The organism is Janibacter sp. LM (genome assembly GCF_039631275.1).
Classification (GTDB): domain Bacteria; phylum Actinomycetota; class Actinomycetes; order Actinomycetales; family Dermatophilaceae; genus Janibacter; species Janibacter terrae.
Map to the genome: position 1 here is coordinate 272,632 of NZ_JBDIVG010000001.1, position 14,483 is coordinate 287,114.

General features: G+C 73.6%; 12 protein-coding genes. 9 read left to right on the top strand and 3 right to left on the bottom strand.

All coding sequences use genetic code 11. From position 1 onward, the window contains the following. Nucleotides 1-34: 34 nt before the first annotated feature. Nucleotides 35-2,929: a leucine--tRNA ligase gene (gene leuS, locus ABC138_RS01295; protein ID WP_345912501.1), complete on the top strand. Its 2,895-nt coding sequence runs from the start codon at nt 35-37 to the stop codon at nt 2,927-2,929. Here leuS and ABC138_RS01300 read toward each other — a convergent pair. After that, nucleotides 2,926-3,393 (bottom strand): carboxymuconolactone decarboxylase family protein, encoded by a 468-nt coding sequence (locus ABC138_RS01300; protein ID WP_068422221.1) that lies wholly within the window; start codon nt 3,391-3,393, stop codon nt 2,926-2,928. The two genes, leuS and ABC138_RS01300, sit on opposite strands and share 4 nt — an antisense overlap. 62 nt (nt 3,394-3,455) lie before the next feature. Here ABC138_RS01300 and ABC138_RS01305 point away from each other — a divergent pair, with 62 nt between their 5' ends. The 5 genes from ABC138_RS01305 to ABC138_RS01325 all read left to right on the top strand — a co-directional run bounded on the left by ABC138_RS01305 (nt 3,456) and on the right by ABC138_RS01325 (nt 10,493). After that, on the top strand, nt 3,456-4,313 hold the full coding sequence (locus ABC138_RS01305; RefSeq protein WP_068325053.1) for a DegV family protein: 858 nt from the start codon (nt 3,456-3,458) through the stop codon (nt 4,311-4,313). A gap of 102 nt (nt 4,314-4,415) precedes the next feature. Then, nucleotides 4,416-5,177 (top strand): ComEA family DNA-binding protein, encoded by a 762-nt coding sequence (locus tag ABC138_RS01310; RefSeq protein ID WP_255218287.1) that lies wholly within the window; start codon nt 4,416-4,418, stop codon nt 5,175-5,177. Nucleotides 5,178-5,181: 4 nt separating this feature from the next. Beyond that, a complete protein-coding gene (locus ABC138_RS01315; protein WP_345912502.1) occupies nt 5,182-7,578 on the top strand; it encodes a DNA internalization-related competence protein ComEC/Rec2 in 2,397 nt (798 codons plus the stop codon). Between the two features lie 84 nt (nt 7,579-7,662). Beyond that, the gene (locus ABC138_RS01320) at nt 7,663-8,868 is read left to right on the top strand and encodes a DUF1611 domain-containing protein (protein ID WP_255218284.1); all 1,206 of its coding nucleotides are present in this window, start codon (nt 7,663-7,665) and stop codon (nt 8,866-8,868) included. After that, complete coding sequence (locus tag ABC138_RS01325; RefSeq protein WP_068324996.1) at nt 8,865-10,493, top strand: ABC transporter ATP-binding protein; 1,629 nt, start codon at nt 8,865-8,867, stop codon at nt 10,491-10,493. The genes ABC138_RS01320 and ABC138_RS01325 overlap by 4 nt, the downstream gene beginning before the upstream one ends. On the opposite strand, the gene ABC138_RS01330 is transcribed toward ABC138_RS01325, so the two are convergent. Then, nucleotides 10,486-11,409 carry a LysR family transcriptional regulator gene (locus tag ABC138_RS01330; protein ID WP_068324995.1) on the bottom strand — a complete coding sequence of 308 codons (924 nt, stop codon included), beginning with the start codon at nt 11,407-11,409 and terminating at the stop codon, nt 10,486-10,488. The genes ABC138_RS01325 and ABC138_RS01330 overlap by 8 nt on opposite strands. A gap of 78 nt (nt 11,410-11,487) precedes the next feature. Between ABC138_RS01330 and ABC138_RS01335 the strand changes: the two genes are divergently transcribed. Further along, nucleotides 11,488-12,333 carry a Sir2 family NAD-dependent protein deacetylase gene (locus ABC138_RS01335; protein ID WP_068422208.1) on the top strand — a complete coding sequence of 282 codons (846 nt, stop codon included), beginning with the start codon at nt 11,488-11,490 and terminating at the stop codon, nt 12,331-12,333. On the opposite strand, the gene lexA is transcribed toward ABC138_RS01335, so the two are convergent. After that, nucleotides 12,308-13,069: a transcriptional repressor LexA gene (gene lexA / locus ABC138_RS01340; RefSeq protein ID WP_068324993.1), complete on the bottom strand. Its 762-nt coding sequence runs from the start codon at nt 13,067-13,069 to the stop codon at nt 12,308-12,310. The genes ABC138_RS01335 and lexA overlap by 26 nt on opposite strands. A 209-nt stretch (nt 13,070-13,278) precedes the next feature. Between lexA and ABC138_RS01345 the strand changes: the two genes are divergently transcribed. Together ABC138_RS01345 and nrdR are read left to right on the top strand one after the other, a co-directional pair. After that, a complete protein-coding gene (locus ABC138_RS01345; RefSeq protein ID WP_068324992.1) occupies nt 13,279-13,659 on the top strand; it encodes a LysM peptidoglycan-binding domain-containing protein in 381 nt (126 codons plus the stop codon). Nucleotides 13,660-13,957: 298 nt separating this feature from the next. Continuing rightward, nucleotides 13,958-14,416, top strand: coding sequence for a transcriptional regulator NrdR (nrdR, locus tag ABC138_RS01350; protein ID WP_068324991.1), 459 nt, complete (start codon nt 13,958-13,960; stop codon nt 14,414-14,416). The last annotated feature ends 67 nt before the right edge of the window (nt 14,417-14,483 follow it).

Consider the following 14,483-nt stretch of genomic DNA (forward strand, 5'->3'; position numbering starts at 1 on the left):
CTCCCGACCTCAACACCCCGGGAGACCTGCACTGATGAGCGAGACGCCGTACCGCTACACCGCGGAGATGGCCGGCCGGATCGAGACCGGCTGGCAGGACCGTTGGGAGGAGCTCGGGACCTTCCGCGCGCCCAACCCGGCCGGTCCGTGGGCCGAGCCCGAGCGGGTGCGGCAGCTCGACGGCCACATGCTCGTCCTCGACATGTTCCCCTACCCCTCCGGCGCGGGGCTGCACGTCGGCCACCCCCTGGGGTACATCGCGACGGACGTCTACGCCCGCTACCAGCGGATGCTCGGCAAGAACGTCCTGCACTGCCTCGGCTACGACGCCTTCGGCCTGCCGGCGGAGCAGTTCGCCGTGCAGACCGGGCAGCACCCGCGGGTGACGACCGAGGCCAACATGGACGTCATGCGGCGCCAGCTGCGGCGCCTCGGCCTGGGCCACGACGACCGTCGCGCCTTCGCGACGATCGACCCGGACTACTACCGCTGGACGCAGTGGATCTTCCTGCAGATCTTCAATGCCTGGTACGACGAGGACGCCGAGCGGCCCGACGGCGGGCGTGGGCGCGCCCGGCCGATCAGCGAGCTCGTCGAGTCCTTCGCCTCCGGTGCCCGCGAGCTGCCGAAGGGGGAGACCCGCGCCTGGGCGGACCTGTCGCCCAAGGAGCGCTCCGACGTCCTCGACGGCTACCGCCTGGCCTACTCCGCCGAGGCACCGGTCAACTGGGCGCCCGGTCTGGGCTCGGTCGTGGCCAACGAGGAGGTCACTGCCGACGGTCGCTCCGAGCGGGGCAACTACCCGGTCTTCAAGACCAACCTGCGCCAGTGGATGATGCGCATCACCGCCTACGCCGACCGCCTGGCCGACGACCTCGACCGCGTCGAGTGGCCGGCCAAGGTCAAGGCCATGCAGCGCAACTGGATCGGCCGCAGCGAGGGCGCGCAGGTCACCTTCACCGCCACCGGCGCGGACGGCTCCGAGCACCCGATCGAGGTCTTCACGACCCGGCCGGACACGCTCTTCGGTGCCACCTTCATGGTCCTGGCGCCCGAGCACCCGCTCGTGGACTCCCTCGTCCCGCAGGGCGGTTGGCCCGAGGGGACCAAGCCCGCGTGGACGGGTGGCGAGCAGACCCCCTTCGCCGCGGTGTCGGGGTACCGGGCCGCCGCGGGCCGCAAGAGCGACGTCGAGCGCCAGATCGAGACCAAGGACAAGACCGGCGTCTTCACCGGCGGCTGGGCGACCAACCCGGTGAGCGGCGAGCGCATCCCGGTCTTCGTCGCCGACTACGTCCTCATGGGCTACGGCACCGGCGCGATCATGGCCGTGCCGTCCGGCGACCAGCGTGACTTCGAGTACGCGACCGCCTTCGACCTGCCGATCATCCCCACGGTCACCGCGCCCGAGGGGCACGAGGGCGCATGGGCCGGCGACGGCACGATCATCAACTCCACGAGCGCGTCGGTCTCGCTCGACGGCCTGTCCGTCGCCGAGGGCAAGGCCGCGATCACCGCGTGGCTGGAGGAGCAGGGCGTCGGCCGCGGCACGGTCAACTACAAGCTGCGCGACTGGCTCTTCTCCCGCCAGCGCTACTGGGGCGAGCCCTTCCCGATCCTCTTCGACGAGGACGGCGTCGCGCACGCCGTGCCCGAGTCGATGCTGCCGGTCGAGCTGCCCGAGGTCGACGACTACAGCCCCCGGACCTTCGACCCCGACGACGCCGGCAGCACGCCCGAGCCGCCGCTCGGGCGCGCGACGGAGTGGGTCGAGGTCGAGCTCGACCTCGGCGACGGACCCAGGCGGTACCGCCGCGAGACCAACACGATGCCCAACTGGGCCGGGTCGTGCTGGTACTACCTGCGCTATCTCGACCCCGCCAACGACGAGGCGCTCGTCGACCCGGCCAACGAGGCCTACTGGGTCGGGCCGCGCGAGACGCCGGTCCCCGGCGCACCCGCCGGCACGCGCGACCCGGGCGGCGTCGACCTGTACATCGGCGGCGTCGAGCACGCCGTGCTGCACCTGCTCTACGCGCGTTTCTGGCACAAGGTCCTCTTCGACCTGGGCCACGTGAGCAGCGAGGAGCCCTTCCGTCGGTACTTCTCGCAGGGCTACATCCAGGCCCACGCCTACCGCGACCACCGCGGCCAGCCGGTGCCGGCCGCCGAGGTCGAGGAGGACGCGAGCGTCGCGACGGGGTTCACCTGGCAGGGCCGACCGGTCACGCAGGAGTACGGCAAGATCGGCAAGTCGCTGAAGAACGCCGTCAGCCCCGACGAGATGTACGAGCAGTTCGGCGCCGACACCTTCCGCGTCTACGAGATGTCGCTCGGCCCGCTCGACCAGTCGAAGCCCTGGGAGACGCGCGCGGTCGTCGGCAGCCAGCGGTTCCTGCAGCGGCTGTGGCGCAACGTCGTCGACGAGGAGAACGGTGAGGTGCACGTCACCGACGACGCCCTCGACGCGGACACCGAGCGCCTGCTGCACCAGACGATCGCCGCCGTCACCGAGGACTACGCGACCCTGGGCTTCAACACCGCCATCGCACGCCTCATCGAGCTCAACAACGCGCTGACCAAGTTGGCCTCCGTGCCGCGCGCAGCGATCGAGCCGCTCGTGCTCATGGCCGCGCCGGTCGCCCCCCACCTCGCCGAGGAGCTGTGGTCGCGGCTGGGGCACTCCGCCTCCCTCAGCGCGGAGCCCTTCCCTGTGGCCGACCCGAGCAAGATGGTCGAGTCGAGCGTCACCTGCGTCATCCAGGTCAAGGGCAAGGTGCGCGACCGCGTCGAGGTCCCGGCCGACATCTCCGAGGACGAGCTGCGCGAGCTGGCGCTGGGGCGCGACAAGATCAAGGCGACGACGGAGGGCGGCATCCGCACGGTCATCGTGCGGGCACCCAAGCTCGTCAACGTCGTCCCGCTCTAGTCCCGCCGGCGGACCGGGTGCTCGGAGAGGATCGAGACCCGGTTGAAGGCATTCATCGTCACGGCCGCCCACTCGACCGCGGCGAAGGACTCGTCGCCGAGCAGGCGCCGGGCGGCGACGAGGGCCTCGCCGCGCTGCTGCGGGTCGGGCAGGGTGGTCGTCACCTCGGCGACGTCGAGCACGGCGCACTCGACGCTGTCGAAGAGCGTGGACTCGCGCCAGGCCGGCAGCAGCGCGAGGCGCTGCTGGCTCGCGCCGGCATCGAGCGCCTTGCGCGTGTGCAGGTCGAGGCAGAACGCGCAGCCGTTGATCTGCGAGATGCGCACGTTCATCAGCTCGAGGGTCTCGCGCTCGAGGCCGGCAGCCTCCGCGGCGGCGGAGACCTTGAGCGCGAGGGCGTTGAGGGACTTCCACGCCTCCGGCAGGGACGCGTCGAGGTAGGGCAGTCGCTCGCTGGTGGACATGGGGCGAGGCTAGCCGCGGACGGACGCTCGTGCCCGTGACGGGTCTCGGTACGCTTCGACCCGTGAGCACCGTCGTCGTCACCGACTCCACCTCGGGCCTGTCGGCCGCGGAGCGGACCGAGCACGGCATCCGCGTCGTGCCGCTCGTGCTCGTCGTCGACGGCCGGGAGCGGATCGAGGGCGACGAGGTCGACTCGCGCGCGGTCGTCGACGCCCTGCGGCGCAAGGCCGAGATCAGCACCTCGCGCCCTGCTCCCGCGACCTTCCTGCGTGCCTACGAGGCGGCGGCGAAGGGGGGAGCCACCCAGATCGTCTCCGTCCACCTGAGCGGTGACCTGTCGGGGACGATCGAGGCGGCCCGCTCGGCCGCCCCCGAGTCGCCGGTGCCGGTGCACGTCGTCGACTCGCGACTCATCGGCATGGCCCTGGGCTTCGCCGCGATCGGCGCGGCGCGGGACGGGGCGCGCGGCCTGCCGGTCGAGGAGGTCGTGGCCCGGCTGGAGCAGTGCTGCGCCGCGTCGACCGTGCGCATGGTCGTGCACAGCCTGGAGCAGTTGCGCCGGGGCGGACGGATCGGTGGTGCCCGGGCGCTGCTCGGCTCGGCGCTGGCCCTCAAGCCGGTGCTCCACATCGCCGACGGCCACGTCGAGCCGCTCGAGCGGGTCCGCACGGCCGGCAAGGCGATCGCGCGCCTGCAGGCCCTGACCCTCCAGGACTGCCGCGACCTGCCCGAGTGGGCGGGAGGTGTCGACGTCGCCGTGCACCACCTGGACGCCGAGGAGCGGGCGAGCGCGCTCGCCACGGCCCTGCGCGAGGAGCTGGACGTGCGCGTCTCCCTCTCACCCCTCACCCCGGTCATCGGCGCGCACGTCGGGCTCGGCACCATCGGCGTCGGCGTGACCCCCCGGCAGCGCGACTGAGCGGGCCGCAGGTCGTCCCCAGCCCCGGAGGCGCCGGTCTGACGGTCCACAGGAGCGCGCGACGCGACCGCGGCGGGGACGGGCCTGCCTAGCGTCGTCGGCATGAGCCCACGCACGAGCGAGCCCTCCGAGCGCGTCGCCCGGATCCTCGAGGAGGACCGCGAGCCGCGGCCCCTCGAGCTGCCCTCCACGCTGGCGCGGGGACGCTACGGGGTGAGCCGGCAGGCGGTGATCGGGGTGGCGCTCGTCGTCGCGGTCGCCGTGGCCATGCTCGTCGGTCGGTACGTCATGGCGCGCGAGGACGCGGCACCCCAGCCCGCCGTCGTGCAGGAGGAGGGCGCGGCGGCGGCGCCGGACGGGACGGAGCCGCCCTTCGCTCCGGCCACGGGTCCGGCGACGACGGTGACCGTGCACGTCGTCGGCCGGGTCGAGCGCCCCGGCGTGGTCACCCTGCCGGGGGGCTCTCGAGTCGGCGAGGCCCTCGACGAGGCGGGCGGCACCACCGGCCGCGCGGACCTCACGAGCGTCAACCTCGCCCGACCACTCGTGGACGGCGAGCAGGTGGTCGTGCCGGGGCGGGGGGAGACCCCGGCCGCTGCGCCTGCTCCGGCGGGTGCCCCGGCGGCGGGCGCTCCGCCCCCCGGTGGCGCAGCTGCTCCCGGGGCGGCCGCGGCACCGGTCGACCTCAACACCGCCGACCTCGCCACCCTCGAGACGCTGCCGGGCGTCGGGCCGGTGCTCGCGCAGCGCATCCTCGAGTGGCGCACCGAGCACGGGCGGTTCACCGCGGTCGAGGAGCTCGGCGAGGTGAGCGGGATCGGCGACAAGATCTACGCCCAGCTCTCGACCAGGGTCACGGTCTGAGCTCGTGGCCGAGGAGCCCGCGGGCGCACCGCTGCTCGACCTGCGGTTGCTGCTGCCGTGCCTCGCCGCGTGGGCCCTCGGCGCGTGGGCGTTGTCGTGGTCCGGGGCGGTGCGTGCCCAGGTCGCGACGCTCGCGCTCCTGCTCGTGCTGGGCCTGTGGGTGGGGGGTGTGCGCTACCGGGGCCGGCACGCCCGGGCGTCGTGGCGACGCGACGGGCCGGCGGTGCTCGGTCTCGCCCTCGTCGCCGCGGGGCTCGTCCTCGGGTCGTCGGCCGTGCACGAGGCGACCCGTCGGGTGGGCCCCGTGGACCGCCTCGTCGCCGAGCGCGCGATGGTGCGGGCGGAGGGCGTCGTGCTCACCGAGCCGATCGTCCGCGCCGGCCGTGCCTCGGGAGACGAAGGGAGCCCCGCCCCCGACCAGGTCCTGCTGCGGGTGCGGCTGGAATCGGTCACCGCCCGCGGGGTGACGACGCGGGTGCGCGCACCGGTCCTCGTCCGGGCGGGGCAGCCCTGGGGCGAGGTCGGCTGGCACGACCGGATCGCCCTGACGGGCCGGCTCGCCCCCGCCGAGCCCGCCGACCCGGAGATCGCCGTGCTCAGCCCCCGCGGCCCACCCCGGCCGCTGGGCGAGCGCTCCCCGGTGCGGGCTGCCGCCGAGCACCTGCGGTCGGGGATGCGCGAGGCGATGGAGCCGCTGCCGGCCGACGCCCGCGGCCTGCTGCCGGCGCTCGTCATCGGCGACACCTCGATGACCCCCCAGGACCTCACCGACGACATGCTCCTCGTCGGCATGTCGCACCTGAGCGCGGTCAGCGGGTCCAATGTCGCCGTCGTGCTGGCCGCGCTCATCGGCGCCGCCCGCCTGGGCGGCTTCCCGCGCCGGTGGCGGCCCTGGGCGGCGGGTGCCGGGCTGGCCTTCTTCGTCGTGCTCGCCCGTCCGGAGCCGAGCGTCATCCGGGCGGCGACGATGGGCGCGATCGGGCTGCTCGGCATGAGCGCCTCGCGACGGGGCGCCGGCACCTCCGCCCTGTGTACCGCCGTCCTCGCGCTGCTCACCTACGACCCGTGGCTCGCGCGCTCGTACGGGTTCGTCCTCTCCACGCTCGCGACCCTCGGCCTGCTGCTCTTCGTCCGCCCATGGTCCGACGCGATCAACGCCCACCTGCCGCGACGCCTGCACCTCGTCGGGCCGGCCGTGGCGATCCCCGTCGCCGCCCAGCTCGTCTGCGGACCGGTCATCGTGCTGCTGCAGGGCGACGTCAGCCTCATCGCCGTCTTCGCCAACCTGGCCGCCGCTCCCTTCGTCGCCCCGGCCACGGTCCTCGGGGTGAGCGCCGCCGTCGTCGCCGTGGCGAGCACGACCCTGGCGAGCCTCGTCGGCTGGTGCGGTGCTCCCTTCGCCCTCGCCATCGCCTGGACCGCGCGGATCGCCGCCGACGTGCCCGGCGGGGCGCTCCCGTGGCCCGACGGGCCCCCCGGTGCGGTGCTGCTCACCGTGGTCACCGCGCTCGGCATCCTCTCCGGTCCGTGGGCGGTCCGGCGCTCGCGCGCCAGCCCGCTCGTCGCGGTGGGCCTCGTCGTCGTCATCGTCGTCGGGTCCCTCCCGGCGCGCACGCTCAGCTGGCCGCCACCTGACTGGCGGCTCGTCGCCTGCGACGTCGGGCAGGGCGACGGTCTGGTCCTCGCCTCTGGTCCGGGGCGGGCGGTCCTCGTGGACGTCGGTCCCGAGGACGGGGGCATCGACGCCTGCCTGCGGCGGCTGCGGGTGCGCACCCTCGACGCGGTGGTGCTCACGCACTTCCACGACGACCACGTCGGCGCCCTCGAGGCGGCCCTCGACGGGCGCGCGGTCGGCCGCATCCTCGTCACGCCGGTCGAGGACCCGCAGTGGGCGGCCCGGCAGGTCCGGCACATCGCGGGGGAGCATGGCGTGCCCGTGGAGGCGCTCGTCGCGGGGCGGCAGCTGACGATCGGCGAGGTGAGGGCGGACGTGTGGTGGCCGGCCCAGGTGGTCGCCGGCGGCTCGGCCGCCAACAACGCGAGCATCGTCCTCCACGTCCGGGTCGGCGAGGTCAGCATGCTGCTCCTCGGCGACATCGAGAGGGAGGTCGGCCACGCGCTGCTGCTGGCGCTGCGACGCGATCCCGCGATGGCCGCTGCTGCCGCCGACCTCGACGTCGTCAAGATGCCGCACCACGGGTCGGGCAATGTCGACGAGGACTTCATGGACGAGGTGGCCGCGCCGACGGCGATCATCAGCGTCGGTGCCGACAACACCTACGGCCACCCGACGCCCACCGCGCTGCAGTGGGCCGCCCGCCACGGGACGCGGGTGCTGCGGACCGACGAGGACGGCGATGTCGCCGTCGTCGACGGCGCCGCGACGGTCACCGCTCGCTGACCTGCGACGCGGCCTGCGCCGCAGATGAAAGCACCTTCATCCGGGCCTCATCCGCTGTTCACCCTCGCTTGGTGTGATCTGGGCATGACGACGATGACGATGACCCAGACCGCCCCCACCGCCCTGACCGCGACCGACCTGACCACCACCGGGACGAGGGCCCCCGACGAGGTGACCCTGGCCCTCCGGCCCGGTCACCACACGGCGACCCTCGACCCGGTCCGGCTGCGTCGCGCGCTCAAGGCCTACACGACGCGCTTCGTCGCCGCGGCGATCGAGTCCTCCGCCGACGGCTACCACCTCCAGTACGGCGCGGACGTCGCGCCGCGCGCCGGCGACGTGGTCCTCGCCCGGGTCACCGAGATCGGCAAGCACACCCGGCTGGAGAGCCCCGTCTCGCGGCGCCAGCTGCTCTTCCCCGGCCAGGAGGTCCTCGTCGCCTACGGCGACCGCTACGCCCCGGACCAGTTCCTCGCCCACGTGCCGTCCTCGCTCGCCCCCGCGGACCTCGTCGCCGGCGGAGGCCTCGCCTCGAGGGTCGTCGAGATGCACGCGAGCATCGACGGGGCGACCCGCATCGAGCCGATCGGCCTGCTCGCCGACCACGCCGGGCGCGTGACCCTCGACCGCTTCGCCCCGCTGGGGTCGACCGCGACGACCGGCAGCACGAGCACGAGCACGAGCAAGGTGCCGGTCGTCGCCGTCTTCGGCTCCTCGATGAACTCCGGCAAGTCCACGGTCCTCGGCTCGATCGTCAACGGCCTGACCAATGCCGGTCTGCGCGTCGCCGCGGGCAAGTCCACCGGCACCGGCGCGGGCAACGACCCCAACCACTTCCGGGACGCCGGTGCGACGACGGTCCTGGACTTCACCGACTTCGGCCACCCCGCGACCTACCGCCTCGGGCACGAGCGCATCCGCGAGATCTTCGTCGACATGGTCGACGAGCTCGCCGCCACCGCGCCCGACGTCGTCATCATCGAGGTCGCCGACGGCGTCTACCAGGAGGAGACCCGCCGCCTGCTCGAGGACCCCGAGTTCCACGCGCGCGTCGACCGGGTCGTCTTCGCGTCCCAGGACGCGCTCGGCGCCGTCGCGGGCCTGCAGGTCCTCGACGCGGCGGGTGCCCCGACCGCTGCCGTCTCCGGCGTGGTCACCTCCTCGCCGCTCGCGACGCGCGAGGCGAGCGAGGTCCTCTCCGTGCCGGTCATCGGCACCTTCGAGCTGCGTGAGCCGGAGGTGGCCCTGGGTCTCCTCCGGGACCGGTCGGTCCGCGCGCAGGCATCATGAGCCGCACCGCGTCGCCCGAGGACACGGAGCAGCACGAGGCGCAGGCCGTCCCACCCATGCCCGCGCTGCTGCGGGGCAGCCGCCGGTTGCTCATGGCGCTGCTCGTCGCGACGGCGGTCGCCCACACTGCCTGCGCCATCGCGGCGGGGCTGCTCGTCGGCGTGCTCCTCGGCGACGTCGGCCAGCCCCCGAGCGCGGTGCTCGCCGATCTCGGGGTCCTCGTGGTCACCGTCGTGGGCCTCGGCGTCACGCGCTACGTCGAGCGGGTCGTCGCCGAGCGCCTCGGCCAGGACTACGTCCAGCAGATCCGGCGCGGTCTCGTCCAGCACGCGATGACCTCCGCCGAGGCGCCCTCCCTCGGCATCACGATCGCCCGCTCGACCAACGACCTCGCGAGCGTGCGCAACTGGGTCTCACTCGGGATCGCCCCGCTCGTCGCGCTCGGGCCGCTCGTGCTCGGCTCGGTCCTCGCGCTCGCGACGCTCGGCTGGCAGCTCGCACTCGTCGTCGCCGTGCCGCTCGTGGTGCTCGGCCTGGTGCTGGCCCGCGTCTCGGGCTCGGCCTTCGAGCGGGCGCGGGTCCTGCGGCGCCGACGCGGCTCGCTCGCGGCCCGCGTCGCCGACACCGTCACCGCCGCCCCCGGCATCGCCGCCGCCGGCGGTGTCGAGCGGGAGCTGCGCGCGATCGACACCTCGGGCTCCCGGGTCGTCGACGCGGCGGTGCATCGGGCCCGCACCTCCGGCCTGCTGCGCGCCTGCGCCCTCGTCGCCCCGCTCGCCGGGTCGGCCGGCGCGGCGACCCTCGGCGCCTTCGGCGTCGTCTCCGCCGCCTCGGTCGCCGTCGCCCTGACGATCGTCGGCATCCTCGCCGGCCCGGTCGCCGACGCCGGCCGCATCGTCGAGTACCGGCAGAACCACAAGGCCGCTCGCCGGATCGTCGCGCCCCTGCTCCTGGAGCCCGTCGACGCCCGCCCGGCGCCCGTCTTCGACCCGGACGTCTCCAGCGGTGGTCGGGTCGTCGTGCGCGGCCTGACCGTCGACGGCGTCGCGATGCCCGGACTGCTCGCCGAGCCGGGGGAGCGCATCGTCCTGCGCGGCGGCGCGCCCTGGCACGCCCGCGAGGTCTTCACCGCGCTCGCGCTGCCGGGTCGCGACGGCTGCGTCTCGGTGTGCGTCGACGGCAAGGACCTGGCGCACACCGGCCCCAGGAGCCGCCGTCGGCGCGTCGGCTACGCACCCGTCGGTGGCCGCCTCGAGCGGGGGAGCGTCTCGCGCGCCGTGCGCTACCGCCGGCCCGACCTGGACGAAGGGGAGGGCAGCGCGGCCCTGGCAGCCGTCGGCCTGGCCGACCGGGTGGCGAGCCTGCCGGAAGGTGAGCGGACCCCCCTTCGCCGTGGCGGTGAACCGCTCACGCGCCAGGAGATCGCTCGACTGTGGGTCGCCCGCGCGACCATCGGCACGCCGGCACTGCTCCTGCTCGAGCACGTCGACGACGACCTGGGTCCGCAGGGCCGGGAGATGCTGCGGGGGATCCTCCAGGACTACCCGGGGGTGGTGATCATGGCCTCCGACCGGCCGGAGGCGCTGCTCACCGACTGGCGGGAGTGGGCGGTGCCGGTCAGCTGACGGCCGAGGGCGTGGCCGCGGCGGCCGAGGCGACGAGCGCCTCGAGGGTCGTCGCGACCGCGGGGACCTTCAGCAGGTCCTCGGTCGTCACGACGTGGATCCGGCGTCGGCTCTTCGGGTCGAGCGGGCGGATGACGACGTCGTCGTTGGACGTCGCCGCGCGGATGAGGTCGGGGATGAGCGCGACACCCAGACCCGCGGCGACGAAGCCCTGGACAGCGACGTAGTCCTCGGTCTCGAAGGCCACCTTGGGCGCGAACCCCGCGTCGTGCGCGATCTTCAGCAGGTGGCCCCGGCAGCGCGCGCAGCCGGCGATCCAGTCCTCATCGGTGAGATCGGTCATCGAGACCGTCTCCTTCACGGCCAGCGGGTGGTCGCGGGGGAGAGCGACCCGGACCTCCTCGTCGATGAGGGGGTGCACGACGAAGCCCTCGGGGTCCTCGCCCCGGGCCAGGTCGCTGCCCTCGTAGCTGAAGGCCACCGCGAGGTCGACGTCGCCGGCGCGCAGCGCGGCGATCGACTCGGGCGGCTCGGCCTCGGCGAACTGCACCGACAGGTCCGGGTGCTCGGCCCGCACCGCGGCCAGCGCGCGGGGGACGAGGGTGACCGACGACGAGGGGAAGGCCATGAGCCGCACCCGGCCGGAGCGCAGCCCGGCGATCGCGGCGACCTCCTCCTCGGCGGCGTCGAGCGCCGCGAGGACCGGCGTCGCGTGGCGCGCGAGCACCGCACCGGCCTCGGTGAGCCGCACGGAGCGGCCGACCTTCTCCACGAGGACGGTCCCGGTCCGTTGCTCGAGGCGCTTGACCATCTGGGAGACCGCCGGCTGCGAGTAGCCGAGAGCGAGGGCGGCGGCGGTGAAGCTGCCCTCCTCGGCGATGGCCCGCATCACGCGGAGCCCGGCGGCGTCGATCATGGGGCCATGGTAGGTCGTCCGGCTCGGCCGGTGCCGCTCCCGCTCACCCGAGGGCGCCGAGCACCTCATACTGGTGCGGTGATCGAGGACATCGCCCGGGTGCTGTCGGCCGGTCCGGCCCTCGTGCTCACCGGCGCCGGCATGTCGACCGACTCCGGCATCCCGGACTACCGCGGGCCGGACGGCACGCGGCGGGTGTCGCCCATGCACTACTCCGAGTTCGTCGGGAGCAGCGAGGCGCGCCAGCGGTACTGGGCCCGCAGCTATGTCGGCTGGCGGCGGTTCCACGCGGCGCGCCCCAACGACGCCCACCACCTGGTCACCCGGCTGCAGCAGATCGGGGCGGCCGGCCCCGTCATCACGCAGAACGTCGACGGCCTGCACCAGGCGGCCGACACCCGCGACGTCGTCGAGCTGCACGGCAACCTCGTCGAAGCGGTCTGCCTGACCTGCGGCACACGGGTGGACCGGCAGGTCCTCGATGCGCGGATGGCCGCCGCCAACCCCGGCTTCGACGCCGACAGCGACGAGATCCGACCCGACGGCGACGTGCGGCTGGAGTCGGTCGACGTCGGCCGTTTCATCGCCCCGTGCTGCGAGGAGTGCGGCGCCGACACGCTCAAGCCCGACGTCGTCTTCTTCGGCGGATCGGTCGCCAAGCCGCTCGTGCAGCGCTGCTACGACCTCGTCGACGCCGCGCCGAGCCTGCTCGTGCTGGGCAGCTCGCTGCAGGTGATGTCGGGGCTGCGGTTCGTGCGGCACGCGGCCAAGCGCGGGATCCCGGTCTCGCTGATCACCCGCGGACCCACGCGGGGGGACGACCTCGTCGACCACCGCGTGGACGGGGAGCTGCGGGACTCCCTTCGCTCCCTCGTCGACGCGGTCCTCGAGCTGTCGGTCACAGGCGGCGCAGCACCGCGGTGACCTTGCCGAGGATCGTCGCGTGGTCGCCGTCGATCGGGTCGAAGGCGGGGTTGTGGGGGAGCAGCCACACGTGGCCGTCCTTGCGCTTGAAGGTCTTGACCGTCGCTTCGTTGTCGAGCATGGCCGCGACGATGTCGCCGTTGTCCGCCTGCGGCTGCTGACGCACGACGACCCAGTCGCCGTCGCAGATGGCGGCGTCGATCATCGAGTCGCCGACGACCTTGAGCAGGAACAGGGAGCCCTCGCCGACGATCTGCTTGGGCAGGGGGAAGACGTCGTCGACGACCTCCTCGGCGGTGATCGGGACACCGGCGGCGATCTGGCCGAGGACGGGGACGTAGCTGGCCTCGGGACGCGCGTCGCCGGAGCCGGTCGGGTCGACGACGGCATCGCCGTGGTCGGCGCCGCCCCGCATGGAGGCCAGGTCGGTGACCTCGCCCGCCGGGGCGTCGTGGCCGTCGGGGGAGATGACCTCGATGGCCCGCGGGCGGTTGGGGTCGCGGCGCAGGTAGCCCTTGCGCTCGAGGGAGGAGAGCTGGTGGGCGACGGAGCTGGGGGAGGTGAGGCCGACGAGCTCGCCGATCTCGCGCAGGCTCGGCGGGTAGCCGCGGGTCGCGACGGCATTGCGGATGACCTCGAGGACCTTGCGCTGCCGCGCGGTCAACCCGTCCCCGGTGTCGCGCTCGGGGAGCTGGTGGATGTTGCCCTCGCCCGTGTCCTCGCCCTGTCCGCTCATCGATCGACCCTTCGTCCGTGTCCGCGAGGCACCGTTGTCGGTGGTCGCTGGTCAACTACTCCGTGTCGACGACAGTAGGCCGATCGAACAGGTATTTCAAACATCTGTTCGAGCGTGTCCTTGATTTTCTTCGAACACCCGTGCTAGACATCGTACAGACGTTCTATCGAACACCGGTTCGAGAGAACCGCCACCGCCAGGAGGACCGCATGACCGCTCTCACCGCCGCCCCCGCCCCCCTTCGCGGCGCGCGCCCGGCGCGCTCGCGTCATCTCGTCTCGGTGCCGACGGGCGATGCAGCCCTCGCCCACCCCGCCACCCGGCTGCGCATGACCCGCCGCGGTCGGCTGGCCGTCACGACCTCGATGCTCCTGGTCGCGAGCGTCGCCGGTGCCGCGATGGCCTTCGGTGGGCCCGCGACCCAGCCCGAGCAGGTCACCGTCCGGTCGGGGCAGACCCTCGGTCAGATCGCCGCCGCAGAGCTGCCCGAGCTGCCGGTCCAGCAGGGCGTCGCCCGCCTCCAGGTGGCCAACGGGCTGTCGACCTCGTACGTGCACGCGGGGCAGACGCTGACCATCCCGACCCCCTGAGTCGCACCTGATCTCCCGGACCCATCGACCCGGGTCCGGGCCGGCCGAGGGCCACCTCCGCAGCACGTGGAGGTGGCCCTCGTGCCGTTCGTCGACGGGTGTGGATCAGGACTTGCGTCACGCGCTCCGGGGGCGTCTAATGGTCACTACATCTAGTGGTTACACCGTTGTCATTCGTCCACATCTAGTGCACAGGATGAGGTCGGTTCTCCACAGAAATCCGGGGTTCGTCCCCACGCCATCCACCGCACCATCCACAGACCAGCCGTTCTTTCGGCCACGACGAAGGGAGTCCGACGTGCACTGCCCGTTCTGCCGCCACACCGACTCCCGCGTCATCGACAGCCGCACCACGGACGACGGCAGCGCCATCCGGCGTCGCCGCCAGTGCCCGGAGTGCAGCCGCCGCTTCACCACCCTCGAGAGCGCGAGCCTCACGGTGACCAAGCGGTCTGGTGCGGCCGAGCCCTTCAGCCGGGCCAAGGTCCTGGCCGGTGTCCGCAAGGCCTGCCAGGGCCGACCGGTCACCGAGGACCAGCTCGCCCTCCTCGCCCAGCGCGTCGAGGAGAGCATCCGGGCGCAGGGCAGCGCCGAGATCGACGCGCACGAGGTGGGCATGGCGATCCTCCCGCCGCTGCGCGAGCTCGACGAGGTCGCCTACCTACGTTTTGCGTCCGTCTACCAGTCCTTCGACTCCCTGGACGACTTCGAGGCGGCCATCACCGCCCTTCGCCGCGAGCACACCGCGGCCACCTGACCCAGCACGAACCCACTCGCACCACCCGAGCAGCACAGCCGTCACCACACGGACCAGGAGAGAGAGC